Annotated in this window: 10 protein-coding genes; 3 read left to right on the top strand and 7 right to left on the bottom strand. The window is 59.3% G+C overall.

The window, feature by feature from the left end; all coding sequences use genetic code 11:
• Positions 1 to 15 precede the first annotated feature (15 nt).
• The 3 genes from ACXYMP_RS15365 to torT form a co-directional block, all read right to left on the bottom strand.
• Entirely contained in the window at positions 16 to 1,842 is a 1,827-nt protein-coding gene (locus ACXYMP_RS15365; RefSeq protein ID WP_298571637.1) for a NapC/NirT family cytochrome c, read from the bottom strand.
• Positions 1,843 to 1,946: 104 nt separating this feature from the next.
• The gene (locus ACXYMP_RS15360) at positions 1,947 to 3,623 is read right to left on the bottom strand and encodes a cytochrome D1 domain-containing protein (RefSeq protein WP_298571640.1); all 1,677 of its coding nucleotides are present in this window, start codon (positions 3,621 to 3,623) and stop codon (positions 1,947 to 1,949) included.
• A gap of 279 nt (positions 3,624 to 3,902) precedes the next feature.
• Positions 3,903 to 4,892, bottom strand: a complete 990-nt coding sequence (torT, locus tag ACXYMP_RS15355; protein WP_458907410.1) for a TMAO reductase system periplasmic protein TorT — start codon at positions 4,890 to 4,892, stop codon at positions 3,903 to 3,905.
• Position 4,893: 1 nt separating this feature from the next.
• Between torT and ACXYMP_RS15350 the strand changes: the two genes are divergently transcribed.
• Entirely contained in the window at positions 4,894 to 7,716 is a 2,823-nt protein-coding gene (locus ACXYMP_RS15350) for an ATP-binding protein (protein WP_458907408.1), read from the top strand.
• On the opposite strand, the gene torR is transcribed toward ACXYMP_RS15350, so the two are convergent.
• Entirely contained in the window at positions 7,689 to 8,393 is a 705-nt protein-coding gene (torR, locus tag ACXYMP_RS15345; protein WP_248363794.1) for a two-component system response regulator TorR, read from the bottom strand. The genes ACXYMP_RS15350 and torR overlap by 28 nt on opposite strands.
• 141 nt (positions 8,394 to 8,534) lie before the next feature.
• On the opposite strand from torR, the gene ACXYMP_RS15340 reads away from it, so the two are divergent.
• A complete protein-coding gene (locus ACXYMP_RS15340; RefSeq protein WP_458907406.1) occupies positions 8,535 to 11,204 on the top strand; it encodes a molybdopterin-dependent oxidoreductase in 2,670 nt (889 codons plus the stop codon).
• A gap of 156 nt (positions 11,205 to 11,360) precedes the next feature.
• On the opposite strand, the gene ACXYMP_RS15335 is transcribed toward ACXYMP_RS15340, so the two are convergent.
• Genes ACXYMP_RS15335 through ACXYMP_RS15325 form a run of 3 tightly spaced genes read right to left on the bottom strand, consistent with a single transcriptional unit; the run spans position 11,361 to position 15,049 of the window.
• Positions 11,361 to 11,609, bottom strand: a complete 249-nt coding sequence (locus ACXYMP_RS15335) for a hypothetical protein (RefSeq protein WP_458907404.1) — start codon at positions 11,607 to 11,609, stop codon at positions 11,361 to 11,363.
• Positions 11,610 to 11,634: 25 nt separating this feature from the next.
• On the bottom strand, positions 11,635 to 13,464 hold the full coding sequence (locus ACXYMP_RS15330; protein ID WP_298571655.1) for a Na/Pi cotransporter family protein: 1,830 nt from the start codon (positions 13,462 to 13,464) through the stop codon (positions 11,635 to 11,637).
• 13 nt (positions 13,465 to 13,477) lie between these two features.
• Positions 13,478 to 15,049 (bottom strand): inorganic phosphate transporter, encoded by a 1,572-nt coding sequence (locus ACXYMP_RS15325; protein ID WP_298571658.1) that lies wholly within the window; start codon positions 15,047 to 15,049, stop codon positions 13,478 to 13,480.
• Positions 15,050 to 15,301: 252 nt separating this feature from the next.
• Between ACXYMP_RS15325 and ACXYMP_RS15320 the strand changes: the two genes are divergently transcribed.
• Positions 15,302 to 17,089 carry an autotransporter assembly complex protein TamA gene (locus ACXYMP_RS15320; protein WP_458907401.1) on the top strand — a complete coding sequence of 596 codons (1,788 nt, stop codon included), beginning with the start codon at positions 15,302 to 15,304 and terminating at the stop codon, positions 17,087 to 17,089.
• The last annotated feature ends 4 nt before the right edge of the window (positions 17,090 to 17,093 follow it).

The raw sequence follows: 17,093 nt of genomic DNA, 5'->3' as shown, positions 1-17,093 counted from the left end.
CCGCAGCTTAGTTTTTTATTGCTTGACCACGTTAATCGCAGCTTCTGCATTGTCCAGTGCAAGGCTGGTATTCAGCGTTACATGGTGGAAACGCGCCGCTGTGAAGTCATCATGGATCGCAAACCCGACCGTATAGATCTTGCCTGCTTCCAGTGCGACATCACCTTCGCCACCTGCCAGAGGCCGCGAGAACGTGACGGTCCAAGTGCCATCTGCACCCAGATTGGCTTCGGCGGCCATTTCACCTTCGTTCACCGTGCGGTTTTGCAGAAGATAGCCGTTTTCGGCTGTGCCATCGGCATAGACCCGCATCAGGTCCATAAAGGTGCCATCGGCCAGAAGCTGGTCGATTTCAGCCTGATCTTTGACCTTGTCCCAACCACCCAATGGCTTGTCGCCACGGCCTTTCAGCTCGATATCTGTCCGGCTTTCGGCCAGATACTTGGTGATTGTTTTGTCGGCCTGAAGCTGCGTGGCGATGTCACCGCTGGCGGCAATCGCATCCGCACCCGGATCGAAGGGCATATAGGTGTTGTCGGCGTGGCAGGTTGCCCAGCAGCCCACTTGCTCACCCATTTCGATCCCTGTGCCGGTGATCATCATGCCAACCTTGATCTGGTTGTCCGGGTCCATCTTGCCGCCGTCAACAAACGGGGCAGGGGTGTGACCGGCATCCATCCACTGCAGGCGGAAATAGACGTTTTCATCGTCATAGGCTGCCTTCAGCGATGCAGCGATCGTGCCGCGCTTACCGGGGATCGGGGTCGGTTCCAGCTCGTCGTTCTTGCCGCCACCGCCAGCGACGATCTTGTCGCCAATGGCTTCCAGTTCTTTCGCGTGGCAGGTCGAGCATGCGTCGCCACCCTTGGTCAGCGGACGTGCGCCGCCGTGGGTCTTGCCGTTTTGCACCCATTCGAATGAAGCTTGGCCCGGATAGAACAGCGTCATATCGGTCGAGGCGACAGCGTCCCAATCGACATTGGCGCCAACCGTGCCACCGGCACTTGCACCACCAGCGTCACCACCGGCAGGCGCATCCGTCGCGGTGCCAGCCATTTCGGCTTCGACCTTGGCGCGTTCGTCTGTGCGGGCGGCTTCAACCGCTGCCATCACACGGGCCTGAGCCGCGTCAGATTCAGCTTTGCGCGCTGCGTCTTCTTCGGCTTCCTGGGCTTCGATACGGGCAAGGCTTTCCAGATAGGCTTGCGGAACTTCACGAATGAATTTCGGGTTCGGCGCTTCCAGCGCTTCCAGATATTCCTCGTCCGCGCGGTCACGCAGGTCCGAGTGCGCGATGCCCTTGTGGCAGTCGATACAGGTCTGACCGGTTTCCATCGCGTTCAAGTGCTGCTGACGGGCGCGGGGGGCCTGAAACTCGGGCATCATGGATTGGAAGTTGTGACAGTTGCGACATTCGCGGCTGTCGGAGTTTTTCATCCGTTCCCATTCGTTCATCGCCAGATGCAGACGCTTGGCTTCAAACTTCTCTTCTGTGTTGATGGTTCCGACCAGCTTGCCCCAAAGCTCTTTCGAGGCTTTGACCTTGCGGATCATCTTGTGGGTCCAGTCCTTCGGAACGTGACAGTCGGAACAGACCGCACCGACGCCCGAGCGGTTCACGTCGTGGATCGTGCCCTTGTATTCCTGATAGACGAAATCTTCCATCTCGTGACAGGAAATACAGAAATCTTTGGTGTTCGTGGCTTCCATGGCGGTGTTGAAACCACCCCAGAAGATAATGCCGGCGACAAAGACGCCCGCGATACCGGCAAGCGGCATTCCCCACAGGAAATACCGGCGCCAGATTGGCTTTTTCGGGTCGCTACCGTTGGTCTGGGACATGTCCAGGCTCCGTTCTGGCTTCGTGATTGGTCCGTATTCAGACCAGTAAGTAGAAAAGGGGCGGGCGCTTGGCCCGCCCCCTTGGGTTCTTTTTCAACTCACCCTTAGGTGACGTGGTTCGAACGGTTGTAGACGTTGAACTTGCCGGTCGGGGCAAACAGTCCCTTCACGCGGGCTTTTTCTTCCAGCGTTTCGGCGTCGTAGATCACGATCTCACCATTCGGCTCAAGCGAGTCTGCCAGGTTCCAGTTCGACACCCAAACTTCGGTGCCGTCTGCGTTGAACTCGAAGTGCACAGCGGCGTGACCTTCTTGTTCTGTCAGCTGGATCGTTTTCACGATTTCACCTGTCTCTTTCGAGATAACCTGAACAGATTGCTGAATTTCAGGCTCGGGGTGTTTTGTCTGATCCGCCCAAACATACTTGGAGTTCGGGTGGGTCCGGACAAACAGGCCAGCGCCGTCAGTTTCGACTTCGTAGCAGGTTTTCCAGGCGTTATCCGGGTGACCTTCGGGGTCGTTGCCCCAAACCGTCACAGTACCGATACCCAGGTGGGTGGTGCCTGCAACCGGGCCACAGTTCGGATCGTCCCAGTTGGCGCCGGGACCGGGGTGCGGCAGGGCCGCAACGTCGATCATGGCTTCCAGCTTGCGTTCCTTGGTGTCGACAACAACCATTTTGTTCGAGGCGTTCGCCGCGATCTGGAAGTAGCGACCGGTCGGATCAAAGAACCCATCGTGCAGGAACTTGGCCGAGTCGATCTTGTCGATCCGCAGGTTTTCCAGGTCGGAATAGTCAACCTGCCACATCTGCCCCAGCTCTTTCACTGCAACCAGCCAGCTGGTTTCATTGGGCGTGGTGTAGATGGCTGCCACACGGGCTTCTTCCACATAGTCGCCGTCCACGTTCACGCCGCGGGTCGATACGACCTTCAGCGGTTCCATGGTCACAGCATCCGCGATCACGAAGTGCGGAGGCCAGTAGCCGCCACCGATGACATATTTACCATCGCCGGATACGGCAACGTCACGTGCGTCATAGGCAACTTTGACTTCGGAAACCAACATCTTGTCCGGTGTTTGCCACAGGTCGATCTTGGTCATCTTGCCGTCGCGGCCCATCGTGTACCAGAAGCGGCCGGGCTGTTCGGGTTCGGTGATCTTGTGGTGCTCTGACGCTTTGATCACGTGCACGGCATAGCCGGTCGGGATGTGTGTCAGCACCTCTTTGGTGTCACCGTCAACGATGGCAACTTTACCAGCGTCACGTTCGATGACGACGAAGAAGTTTTCCCAGTTGCGGCCATGAAGCGGCTCGGTCGGGTAGTCGGCTTCTTCGACATAGACCTTGCGGGTCTCTTTCATCTGAGCCAGCGACATTTCTGGCGGCTTGGGCGGATCCATTTGGATATAGGTCGCCATGTCTTTGATCTGCTGCTCGGTCATGATGTCCGAGAAGTTGTTCATACCGCCTTCGGTGCCCCAGGTAATAATCTTTTCAAGACGTTCCTGGCCGAGTTTAAGCGTGCCGCTTTCTGTTACCGTGCCATCGTCGGCAGTGGTTTTCACAACCGGCTCAAGGCTTTTGCCTGTCGCGCCCTTACGGAGCACGCCGTGACAACCGGCACATTGTTCAAAATAAAGTTGCTTCGAAGCATCAAATGCTTCTTCGCTGAGGGTCGGACCTTCAGCCATTGCTGGCAGAGCGACGCTGCCGAGCATCATGGCTAAGCCAATCCCTAGCGAGCTGCGGATATTCTTTTGGGTGGTTCCAAGTGACATGATCACTCTCCATTTGCTTGGTGAGGCAAGGTGAAGATGGAGGCAACGGGCGCCGCGCGTCTTGACATATGTCAACGAAGCTCACGAAAAAGAGAGCGGGCGTGAAAAACAACGTGATCGCAGGGGTTATTAGTTTGCTTCTAACACGCAGCAACTGTCCCAATCTTGGAAATGAGGCGTAAAAAGACCGTTTCCGGGGAATCAATTTGAGCTGTGCGGCGTTGGCTGTCCGCGTCCGAATCTGTCAGGTGTGACAGGCCGGACAACGCGGGCAGGTCGCTACTCGATCGCCAGAACAAGGGACGCCGGCGACAGTGGGATCGCGGCCACGTCCGGGTGCTGTGTGTCCATCAGCACGATCGACGGTCCTGCCATGTCTGCAATGCTTTCGCTGCCCATTGCGGCCAACGCCGCCCGTATGCCAAGCCGACCTTGGGCGACCGGATCATCAAACGGAACCGCCATGACTTTACCGCTTTGCAGACCCCGCCGAACCGAGTGGCTGATATAGGTTGCGATCATCTTTGGAAACGGGCGGCCGAGACGCTCGGACAACCCCATAGCGCCTTCGATTGCCGGGGCGCTGCCGATCAGATAATCCAGATCCGGCTGGGTGGTCAGCAGGTCTTCGACCTCACGCAGTTGTTCACGCAACCCGGTGTCCGCGCGCCTGACGGCCACGATCTTTGCGGACGAGCCTTGCAAACCGACGCGCAGGCCGCCTTCCAAAAGGGGTGACCACCCGGAATCTTCTGGTCCGGTGACAAAGCCGACCCGCATCGTCTTGGTCCCTTCGGGGTGGCGCTCGGCGACAAACCGTCCGACCGCCTGGCCCATTTCGCGCCAATCCACCCCGATCGAGGCCACAAGCTGCGGGGCATGAAGTTCGTTCACCAGTGCCAGTATGGGCACCTCAGCAGACGCTTCTTCGACAGCCCCCAGAAGGGCAGGCGCATCCGCAGACACCGCGCCCAGCAAGATCGCGTCCGCGCCTTTCGCAAGACAGGTCTGCATCAGCGAAACCTGACGTTGCAGGGCGTGATAGCCACCGGATTCATAAAACAACAAGGTGGCCCCTTCTTCAGTGGCCTCCTCTTGCAATCCATAACCCACGCTAAGCCAGTATTCATCCTTGAAATGCGGCACCACGACACAAATTGTCTGCGCGCCCTCCTGCGCCTGTGCTTGCATTGAGGGCAGTGCGACACTCGCACCAGACAGGCCCAGCACGGTGATTGCGATCGCCCGCAATACACCATACCGTCGCATCATGCGGCAGGTCGGTTTTGATAAACAATTGCTCAGGGTTTTCACATTCATTGTGAGCCTGTCCGTGCTTGTCAGCGTCACAGCGCTTGCATCCATCTGGTATCTGGCAGGGCAGCAGCGCGCCTTGATACAGGACAACCTGCCCGCTGCCGCGCTGGCCCGAAAGATTTCGGAAGAAAGCGTCTTTGTTGCCGCGCTGGCGCCATCCTTCTCCGAAGTCGGCAATCTGCCCGACCTGCAATCGCTTGTGCAGTCGCTCAGAACCGAAATGGACAACCTGCAGACAGATTTGCAAGAGCTGGAGCGACTTGGGCTGTTTCCCGAGGGCGACGATGGCATGGCGGTTCTGAACAGGCTGCAAAACGCGGTGACGCGTCTGGCCACGGGGGCCGAAAGCCGGTTGATGCAGCGCCAGGTTCTTCAGCAGCAGATTGTTGACATCTCGGACAGGCTGACCGAAATGCAAGACATTCTGGCCAGCCAACTGGACATCGCGCGCGTCCGTGTCACGGCAACGATCGCTGATTTGTATACCCAAAGCGGCGCAGATGCCCGCGACCGGCTGGACGGTTTGGCCGACCGGGATTTCTTTGCCTATGACCGGCAGGTCGAGCTTGGACGCTCGATCGACACCGCGGGGGGCTTGTTGCTGCAAGTCGCAGGTGCGTCCGATCTGGCGCAGCTTGAAGAGGCGCGCGCGCAGGCACGCGACGAGCTTGCATTTGCGCAGCGGCGATTGAGCTATCTGCAATCCGCAGCGGCCCAAACACGCGCGGCCACGCTTTTGGATCAGCTTGCAGGCGAACTTGCCAGCGATGGGGTCTATAGCCTGCAGGCCGAATGGCTGGCAGAAGGCGACACGATGGCAGACATACTGTCCGGCATCCGCGACGATGTGCTTGCCTTGACAGGGTTTTCTGAAACCCAGTTCACCCGCTTGCAAGCCCATGCCGAACAATCCCAGACCAGGACGCAGACCTTGGGGCGCAGAATTGTCGCGGGTCTGGCGCTGTTGTTGGGCCTGACGACCGGGGCGGGCTTTGTCAGCTGGCAATTCGCCCGCCGCAAGGTGGTTGGGCGACTGCGCGGGGTTGCCGAGCATATCGAGGCCTTGGCGCATGAGGATTTCGACCACGCCATTCCCGTCAGCGGAGGGGATGAAATCGGCGAGATGGAAAAGGCGCTTCGCATCCTGCGCACCCGCGCCCTGAAGGCGCGAAACCTGCGCGACGAGCTAGAAGAGACTGTGTTGCAGCGCACCGGCGATATCGTCACCGAGATGAAAGCCCACGACGCGGCCCGCGCCGAATCCGAGGCAGCGAACCGGGCAAAATCCGAATTTCTGGCGATGATGAGCCATGAAATCCGCACGCCGTTGAATGGCATCATCGGGATGCTGCGACTGTTGGAGGGCGAACTGTCCGGCGCGGATGATCGCAAACGTTTGGTGACCGCGCGCGCCTCGGCGGAGCATCTGTTGGGTCTGACCAATGACTTGCTGGACTACGCCAGCACCGAACGGGGCAAGCTGCGCGCGGCGCCCGTGCATTTTGACACCCGTGATCTGGTCGGCCATCTGGCCACCTATCTCAGCGTCAGCGCCAAGGCTCGCAGGCTGGACTTTGAAATCAGCGCGCCGCCGGATTTACCGATCGCCCTGTTCGGGGACGTTGCCAAGATCCGGCAGGTCGTCGTTAACCTGCTGTCGAACGCCACCAAATACACCGACACGGGTCGTGTCGATCTGATCATCGACCATGTTTTTGACAGCGATCAGGGACGGCATGTGATCACCTTTGCGGTGGCAGACACCGGGATCGGCATCGCTGCCAAGGATATGGACTATATCTTTGACGCCTATGGGCGCGTCGATCCGGGGCAGCGGGCCGACATTCAGGGCATGGGGCTGGGTCTGTCGATCTCGCGGCGGCTGACCGAGGTCATCGGCGGGCTGTTAAGCGTCGAAAGCGCGCCGGGGCAGGGGTCTCGGTTTTCGCTGACGGTTGCCCTGCCCGAAGGCGATCTGGCGCAGGTGGCCCGCACCGCCGAAATCGCCCAACACGCCGAGCTGGGCCAGCATGTGTTGCTGGTCGAAGACAACGCGGTCAACCGCATGGTGGCGCATGGCTATCTTGAGCGGCTGGGCTGTCGCGTAACCGACGCAGAAACCGGAGCGGCGGCAATCGACGCTGTGAAATCGGATCAATTTGACATCGTGCTGTTGGATCTGGATCTGCCCGATATGCAAGGGACCGAGGTCGCACAGGCGATCCTGCGCCTTGTGCCGACACCCCCCAGACTGGTCGCGCTGACCGCCCACAACATACAGGACACCCCCGACGAACGGGCGCGATTGGGGGTCGAGCGTGTGCTGACCAAACCCATATCGCCCCGCATCCTCAGCGAGGTGTTGGGCACCGCGCCTTTGGTGGTCCAAGAGATCGACGCGGAGGCCGCGGCGAACACCACATTGGCCGGGCTGAAAGAGGATATCGCCGATCTGGGGGCGGAAGAGACCGAGGCGATCCTGTCTGAATACATTCATCAGGCGGACGAGGCGATCCCAGCCTTGAAAGATGCCGCGAGGGCAGGGGATCACGAAACAGTTCGCAAACTGGCGCACCGGATGAAAGGTGCCTCGAGCAACTTCCGACTGGATAAGCTGTGTGCCCGGCTCGGTGACATCGAACAAATCGCCCGCGATGGCGGCGATCTAGCGGTCGTTGAACGCATGTTGGACGACACTTACCACCCGGCGCGCGCGACGCTCAGGGATGCCGCCCGATCAGTGGGGCTTCACTTCCCTGACGAGGCAAAGACATAGCCTTCACCATGCACCGTGATGATCCAGTTGGGCTGGGTCGGATCGTCTTCGATCTTCTTGCGCAACCGACCCACCAACACGTCGATGGTGCGATTATCCGGCGCCCATTGGCGATGTTGGATCAGGTCAAGCAGGCGGTCACGTGACAAGATCACGCCGGGATGGCGGGTGAAGGCATGCAGCAGCTCGAACTCGGCCCGGGTCAGGGGTTCGATGGTGCCGGTGTCATCCTCAAGCCGCCGGCGCATCTGGTCCAGCGTCCAACGGCCAAAGCGCCACACGGGGTCGGGGTCTGCGGTGGCTTTGCCGATCTCGCTTATGCGGGCCAACAGGTTCTTGACGCGGGCGAACAGCTCGCGTTTGTCGAAGGGCTTGGTGACGTAATCATCCGCGCCCATTTCCAGCCCGACGATCCTGTCGATCTGGTCATCCCGGCTGGTCAACAGGATGATCCCTGCCTTTGACTTGGCCCGTTGCTCGCGCGTTATGGTCAGCCCGTCCTTGCCGTCAAGGTTGATGTCCACCAACAACAGGTCGGCGGGATCACGGGCCAAAATCTCCTCCATCTGGGCGGCGTCTTCGGCTTCGCTGACACGATACATCTGTTTGCGCAGGGATGCCGCCAACCGCCTGCGGGTGACGCTGTCGTCTTCGACGATGATGATGTGCTGGCTCATTGGACCCTTCGATTCCCTGCTCACCTCTTCCTTTTACATTCTTTTACAAACTCGAACAGCCTGTTCATCCCAGCTCAAAGACCGGTTCACATCGTGGGTGTAGAAAGAGGGCAAGAACAGTTAACTCGTCAGGAGGACATCATGACATTTGCCAACCCAACCCGCCGCGGTTTCCTGCAAGGTGGCGCCGCCATGTTTGGCGCTACGTCCCTTATGGGATCGACCGCGCTTGCAGCGCTTGACCCCAACTCGTTCACGGACCGCGTTTTCCACGCCACCCACTTCGGCCCGTTCGAAGGTGTGGTGCGTGACGGCAAACTTGTCGGCATCAACAACATCATGGAGATTGATGCCCGCCCCACCGAGATGCTGAACCACGGCGTTCTGGACCGGACCTATGACAAATCGCGCATCAACTACCCGATGGTGCGTAAATCCTACCTTGAAGGTTGGGAAACCGGCGACACCAAGCCCGAACTGCGTGGCAAGGAAGAATATGTCCGCGTCGATTGGGATACGGCCTGGAGCCTTGCGGCCAAAGCGCTGCTCGACACCGCCACCAACCACGGCAACGAAGCGATCTTCAGCTCGTCCTATGGTGGCTGGTCGAACGCTGGTTCGTTCCGCCCCAACGTGCTTCAGGGTCGCCTGATCAACCTTATCGGCGGCTGCACCAACACCGCTGGCGACTGGTCGGCCGGTGCTGGTCAGGTGCTTTTGCCACGCGTGATTGGCGACATGGAAGTCTATTCGGGTCAGACATCGTGGGAAGTCATCCGCGACAACACCGAAGTGTTCGTGCTGGTTGGCTGTGACCCAATCAAAAACAACCGCATCGAATATCGCGTGGCCGACCACGGCATGTATGGCCCGTGGGAAGAGATTCGCGACGCAGGTGTCAAGTTCGTCTCGATCAACCCGCAACGCACGGCCTCGGACGACTATCTGAATGCCGAATGGCTGCAAATCGTGCCCAACACCGACACCGCTTTGTTCCTTGGCATGGCATATCATGTGCTGGAGAACGGTCTGGAAGACCGCGCCTATATGGACAAATACACGGTCGGTGCCGACAAGTGGATCGCCTATGTGAAAGGCGAAGACGACGGCACGCCGAAAACACCGGCTTGGGCCGCCGCCATCACTGGCATGGACGAAGACAAGATCAAGGAACTGGCCGAACTGCTAGCTACCTCGACCACCCAGATCGCAGGGTCTTGGGCCATTCAGCGCGCACAACACGGCGAAATGGCTTATTGGGCCATCGTCAACTTCCAGGCGCTGACCGGCAAGATCGGCAAACCCGGCGCGGGCCTTGGCTTCTCGTGGCACTATGGTAACGGCGGCATGCCGCAAAGTGGCGCACGCACGCCGGTCGGCATGAGCCAGGGTCGGAACTTCATCAAGAAGGTCGTTCCCGCGTCGCGGATAACCGAGGCGCTGGAAAACCCGGGCAAAGAGTTCTTTTATAACGGGTTTACGAACACCTATCCTGACATCAAGATGATCTTCAACGCCGGCAACAACTTCATGTCGCACCAGCAGGACACCAACCGCCTGATCCGTGCGCTTGAGAAGGTCGAAACCATCGTCAGCGTGGACGTCTGGTGGACAGCGGCAACCCGTTGGGTCGACATCGTCTTCCCGGCGTCCTCGACGCTGGAACAGGATGACATCACATCGGGTGGCACCTATTCCAACGACAAGGTCTATGCCATGAAGAAGGTGATCGAACCGATCGGTGAAAGCCTGCCGGACTACGAAATCTTCGAAGGCTTGGCCGACAAACTGGGACTTTGGGCCCAGTTCACTGACGGCGAAGACAAGATGTATCACATCAAGCTTGCCTACGAGGCCTCTGGCGCTGCAGCCCACACACCGTTCGAAGAGTTCTGGGAAAAAGGTTATGCCCGGATGCCAGTTCCGGATGCGGCCCGCAAGTGGACCCGCCACGGCGCCTTCTACGAAGACCCCGAAGGCACACCGCTGCACACCGACTCCGGCAAGATCGAGATGTTCTCGGAAGGGATCGCCGGTATGGAGATCGACGATTGCCCCGGCATGCCGGTCTGGATGGAGAAACACGAATATCTTGGCAACGCCAAAGAAGGCCAGTTGCACGTCGTGTCGCCCCACCCATGGTTCCGCCTGCACAGCCAGATGGACCAGTCCGAGAAACTGCGCGCCCTTTACAAGGTGCAAGGTCGCGAGCCGGTCCGGATCAACTCTGAAGACGCCGCCTCACGCGGTATCGAAGATGGCGACCTGGTCGAGCTTTACAACGACCGTGGCACGGTGATCGCCGGGGCTGTTGTCAGCGATGACATCATGCCGGGTGTGGTCTCGATCTACGAAGGGGCTTGGCCGTCGCTGGACAGCAAGGGTCGTTGCAACTCGGGTCTGGTGAACTTCCTGACCTCGACACAGCGGTCTTCCGGTCTGGCGCAGGCAACCACCGCCAACACCGTTCTGTGCAGCATGCGCAAGTGTGAAGACCCCGAAGGTCCGAACATGGCGTATGAGAAACCGGCCATTATCGAAGACATGGAGTTCGCTTCGGTCGACGATGAAAAGGTTGGTGCCGAGCGTCTGGAAGCCCTGACAGAAGCGCTTTATGCCGACATGACCCCGGGCGAGAAGATGTTCTTCGAACGCTGCACCGTCTGCCACGCCCCGCGCGAGGTGACGCACTATACCCAGCAGCAATGGAAAGGCATCGTGCCGTCCATGTTCGAACGGGCCGGTCTTGAAGAAAGCGAACGCGAACTTGTCATGGAATACCTGATGACAAACGCGGCTGACGCGAACTAAGCGACCCCAAGTCACGACACCGAGGGCGGCCAGACAATCTGGTCGCCCTTTGTCGTCTGCGGGTTGCTCTATTTGCTTAACATAACTTTGGTTATGCGCACTAAATACGGTGGAACCCCCGTCTGACGCCACCTCACCCGCATGGCGCGCGTCGCTTTAGCTGACTTGCTCCAGCAACCATTCGGCCCGGCTGATATGTTCGCGTGCAATCGTCAGCTTGCGCTGCAACCGCCCCTGCTTGTCTGGCTTTTCAGTCTTTTCAAGCTCGGCCTGAAGCTCGGCCTCTTTCTCGCGCAGCTTGGACAGGACTTTCTTCACGTGGTCCGGCGCTATCTGGCTTGCGGTTCCGCTTTCCAGCCGGTCGTTATAATCGGCCACTTTGGCGGCCAGCTTTTTCAGACCCATGACTTGGACCTCCTATGGTCAACCATCAACTTTCCCCACCAACGGGGGCAGCCTCTGTCGCCTTGTCAGGTTTCATTTGCAACTCTTCGTCTTCCAGTGACAGCAGCTTTTCGACCTCTGCCAAGGCACTGTCGCGTTCGATGTAATAGCGCCGCGCGGCCTCGATCAATTGGCGCATGGCCGAATAGGCATAGCCGCTATCGTTCAGAAACGACGTGGCGGCGACAGGGTTCAAATCTCCGGTTCGGATCAGTCGGTCGATGTTGCGGTTTGTCGACCGTGCATCCTCTTCGATCTGTGCCCGCTCCTGATCAAGCCACAGGGCAGAGCGCTTGTCAGGTTCGACTTCCCCAAGCTTGTGAATTTCGATCAGGATACGCGCCAATTCCGTGCGCAGCCCATCGTAAAGCTCTGTCACTTTGCCTTGCGGACGTGTCGTATAGCGCAGCACATTCTTGCGCAGGTGTTTGACCGATTTCACCGCCTGCACGATATCCGCTGCCACATCGCGCAACGTGTTGATCTTTTCAGAGACATCAGGATCGTAACGTTTGTTACCTGCCCGCGAGGCATAGTTCACGATGGCCGCAAAAAGGGTTTTGACCCGCCGTTCATACCCGTCTTCGATGTCCAAATCGAACGGCGCACGGCTGTTGCGCACGGTTTGCGCCACGTTGGAGGCGCCAAAGACCTCGTGGCGGTGCAGGTTCAGGCCATGAAAAATCAGCTCGACCGCGTTTTCATAAAGGTGCTGAACCTCCTGACGCAGCGCGCTTTCCAAGGTCTGAGGGAATTCGAAGACAGCTTCGTTCAGGAAATGGGGTTGGCTGACTTCTTCGGTCGGTTCAACGATCCGGCGTTCAAGAAAGGCGACCAGCTTGGTCAAAACCGGCAACATCAAGATCACGCCGACCACGTTGAAAATCGTGTGGAAAACAGCAAGCTTCAGGGCAAAGTCGTTGGCGTCGATCCCGACCTGCAGGCTGACCCAATCGACGATCTGCCCCAAGGGCACAATGAAAACCAAGGCGACCGCTGCCGTTGACACGTTGAACACCAAATGCGCCAGCGCCAGCCGCTTGCCCTGAAAATTTGCGCTCAGCGATCCGATGATCGCGGTGATCGTGGTCCCGACATTGGCCCCAATGGCCAGCGCCAGCGCGTTTTCATAGGTAATTTGCCCGGCCGCCAGCGCAGTGATGATCAGCACCATGGTCGCATGGCTGGATTGCATGATCACCGTCGCCGAGGCCCCCAGCAACGTATACACCACCAAGCCCGCCAGACCCGGCAGGGCAAAGCGCGTCAGGTCAATTTGGTCCTTGAACGCGTCAAATCCCTCTTTCATGTGGTGGATGCCAAGAAACAGGAAGCCAAGCCCGCCCAGGGCGTAACCGATACCGCGCAGCGCCTTGGATTTTTGGAACACCAAGACGATGCTCAGCGCGATCATGGGCATGGCATAAGACGCGATGTTGACCTTCAGGCCAAACCCCGCGACCAGCCACGCGCCTGTCGTGGTGCCGATATTGGCGCCAAAGATCACACCGATGCCACCGATCAGCGAAATCAGCCCTGCGCTGAGAAACGAGATCGTGATGACCGACACAAGCGAGCTTGACTGAAGCAGCGTGGTCGAAACCATGCCAAACAGCAGTGCACGCGGGGTCGAGCGCGTGGCGCGTTCCAGGATGCGTTCCAGCGCCCCGCCGCCAAACAGCTTGAACCCGTCTTCAAGCATCAGCATCCCGAACAGGAAGATGGCGACGCCGGCGGCGATTTCCTGAATGTCGGGTTTCAGCCAGAAGGCCAGAATAAGCCCCGCGACAATGACCGGCAGAAGGTATCGTTTCATAATGCGCTTAAGCTCATGGCAGCAGCATCCCCCTTAGGACGAAATAGAACAGCGCAGCCAGAAAGGCCGATACCGGCAATGTGATCACCCAGGCCGAGGCGATTTTCAACAGCGATGTGCGGCTGACCAACTGGCGTTTCAGGGCCTTTTGCAGCTCTTTGCGCTGCGCGGCCGGAATAAGCGTGTCAGGGCCCATGGCCTTCAGTTCCTTCAGAATGCGCTGCTTTTCCTCGACCGGCGCGTTGCGGAAGTCCCACAGGACGGCCTCGACCTCGTCGAAATCCGGGTCCCCTTCGTGACGTGCCAGAACGGATTCAGCCACGCGGCCGATGCGTTGGTCAAGCCATTCGCGCAAAAAACCGACACCGAACACCGCCCCCAACGCCACATGGGTCGAGCTGATTGGCATGCCCAGCTGGCTTGCCACAATCACGGTGATGGCGGCGGACAAGGCAATGCAAAACGCCCGCGAGCGGTCAAGTTCCGTGATCTCGGAGCCGACTGTGCGGATCAGCTTCGGGCCAAACAACGCCAGCCCGAACGAAATGCCGATCGCACCGATTGCCATCACCCAAAGCGGAATGGCAACCTTGCCGCCCCCATTGCCTTCGGTCAGAACATCGACGACACCAGCCAGCGGACCCACCGCATTGGCCACGTCATTGGCGCCGTGCGCAAAGCTCAGAAGGGCGGCAGCGAAGATCAGAGGGATCGTAAACAACCGATTCACACCGTCGCGGTCTTGCGTAAGGCGCGGGCGCTTGCGTTTGATAATGGGGCGGCTAATGAAATAAATCAGCACGCCGACCACAAGACCAAGCAGCATCGCCATCGGAAACGGGATGACGATGATCTTCTTGATGCCTTTCAGGGCGACATAGGTCGTGAAAGCCCAACCCATCAGGCCGATCATCACCGGCACGGTGCGTTCGGCCTCTTTCAGGGGATCGTCGCGAAAGAACACCATTTGCTTCAGCACCAGCAGCAGGCCTGCCGCGATCACACCGCCGGTGACGGGCGATATCACCCAGCTGAGCGCGATACTGGTGACGGACCCCCAATTCACGATATCCCAGCCCGACGCCGCGATGCCCGCACCCATCACACCTCCCACGATCGAGTGGGTGGTCGAAACCGGCGCGCCAAACCATGTCGCGGCATTCAGCCAGACCGCCGCACCCGCCAGCGCGCCCATCATGACCCAGACATACTGGTCCGTATCTGCAAGATCCGCCGGATCAATAATGCCGTTCTTGACGGTCTTGACGACATCACCGCCTGCGATAATCGCGCCCGCGGCCTCGAATATCGCGGCGATTATGATCGCCCCGGTCAGCGACAGCGCGAACGACCCGACAGCCGGCCCCACGTTGTTCGCCACATCATTTGCACCGATGTTCATCGCCATATAGGCGCCCACAACCGCAGCAGCGATCAGCAAATACGCCTGTTCAACATGCGCAAATCGGGTGCCGGTAAAGACAATCACCGCCACGATAAAAAGTATCGCCGTTCCCATCCGCGCCACTTCGCGGCGGCTCAGATTGGCCGCGCGCTCAACCTTGTTGAATTCTTTGATCCGCAATGTGAAATTCCTCCCAGACTGGGCGCGCCGTTCTGGCACGCACATACTTGCGTCTAGACCCTAAACCTAACGCCGCGCGCCCGCTTTGATAGGGATCATCTTAGGGGTGCATTGTCGACGGCGCGTCAAAAGCGATAACCCGCCGATCATTTAAATCCGGTGGTGGCGCGGGTCGGATCGCGTTAGATTGCACGGACGGCTGCAAACGCCAGAGAAACTTGGGGGTATGGGGTGGCTAAGTTGCGTTTTGCCATGCGGCAACCACTGCTTTTTGCCGGGGCCTTGATCGGCGTCCTGACGTTGCCCGCGATGGCACTTGATGACGCGCGCCTTGACGTTGCCGGGGCTGACGACAGCTTGCAGGAGCAGCTGGAAGGCGCCTCTTTGGTTCTGTCGGCCAAGCGTGACGGCACAACGGATGCCCGCGACGTGTTTGCCGCGGCTTTGGCCGACTACGGACGGCTGACGGAAACGCTTTATGCAAACGGTTATTACAGCGGTGTGGTGCAGGTGCGCGTAGATGGGCGTGAAGCGGCAGACATCCCGGTCTTTTCCGTTCCCAAGAACATCGACCGGATTGACATCTCGGTGACCCCCGGCCCGGTCTTCCGCTTTGGCGCGGCCAAGGTTGCCCCGGTTGCCCCAAACACGGACTTGCCCGAGGATTTCCGCGCCGGTCAGGCCGCGAAAAGCACGCTTATTCAGGAGGCGGCAGACGCGACCATCTTGGGCTGGCGCAGCGCTGGCCACGCCAAGGTCAGCCTGTCGGGGCAGAAGATCACTGCAAACCATGCCAACCAGACCCTGTCGGCGTTTCTGTTCATCAGCCCTGGCCCCAAGGTTCAGTTTGGCAAGCTGCGCCAAACCGCGCCAAGTGCTGTCAGATCCGATCGCATCCAGCGGATCGCGGGCTTTCCCGAAGGCACGGTCTATTCGCCCAAGGCCATGGACACCGTGGCCAAACGCCTGCGCCGCACCGGCGCGTTTTCATCGGTCGCGCTGAGCGAGGCCAAACAGCTTGGACCCGGCAACAGCATGGATGTGGATCTGGCGCTGGTCGATGAAACACCGCGCCGGTTCGGCTTTGGCGCCGAACTTTCGTCGCTCGAAGGGCTCGCACTGACCGGCTTCTGGATGCATCGCAACCTTCTGGGCGGGGCCGAACGGTTCCGCGTCGAGGGCGAAATTTCCGACATCGGTGGACAGCATGGCGGTGTCGACTACTTCCTCGGCGCCCGGTTGGAACAACCCGCGACCTTCGGCGCAGACACAAGCGCTTTTGTCTTTGCCAAGCTCGCCTACGAAGACGAACCCGCCTATATATCGCGCAGCGCCGACCTGGGCGCCGGGGTGACGCGCATCTTTTCGGACACGCTTCAGGGTGAATTTGGGGCGGGCCTTCGATACTCGGAAACCACGGACATCTTCGGCGACCGGCGCTTCTTTCTGTTCACATTGCCCACATCGCTGACCTGGGACCGGCGCAATGATGTGCTTGATGCCACTTCTGGCACCTACCTGAAGGCCGAGGCCCTGCCCTTCGTGTCATTGGATAGCGGCGCGACGGGCGCGCGGGTCTATCTGGACGGTCGCGCCTACCGCGCGTTGGACGCAGGCAACCGCTTCGTGATTGCCGGGCGGGTGCAGGCCGGGTCGGTCTTTGCGCAGAACATGAACGACATTCCCCCGGATTACTTGTTTTATTCCGGCGGGGGCAATTCTGTGCGGGGACAGCCCTTCCAATCGCTTGGCATCGACGCGGGTGGTGGGCGGTTCACAGGGGGGCAATCCTATCTTGGACTGTCGGGCGAGCTGCGCGCCCAGATCACCGACACGATCGGTGTGGTCGGGTTCGTGGACGCTGGACATGTCGCACAGGGAAGTCTGTTTGACGATCAGGGCGACTGGCATGCCGGGGCGGGGCTTGGGCTTAGATACAAGACAGCGATCGGACCATTGCGCCTTGATGTGGCTGCCCCGATTTCCGGCGACACGGGCGACGGCGTTCAGATCTACCTTGGGATTGGACAAGCGTTTTGACCCG

This window comes from Aliiroseovarius sp. CAU 1755, from assembly GCF_054482655.1.
Note: the sequence above shows the minus strand (reverse complement) of the source record. Positions and strands in the feature narration are given on the sequence as shown.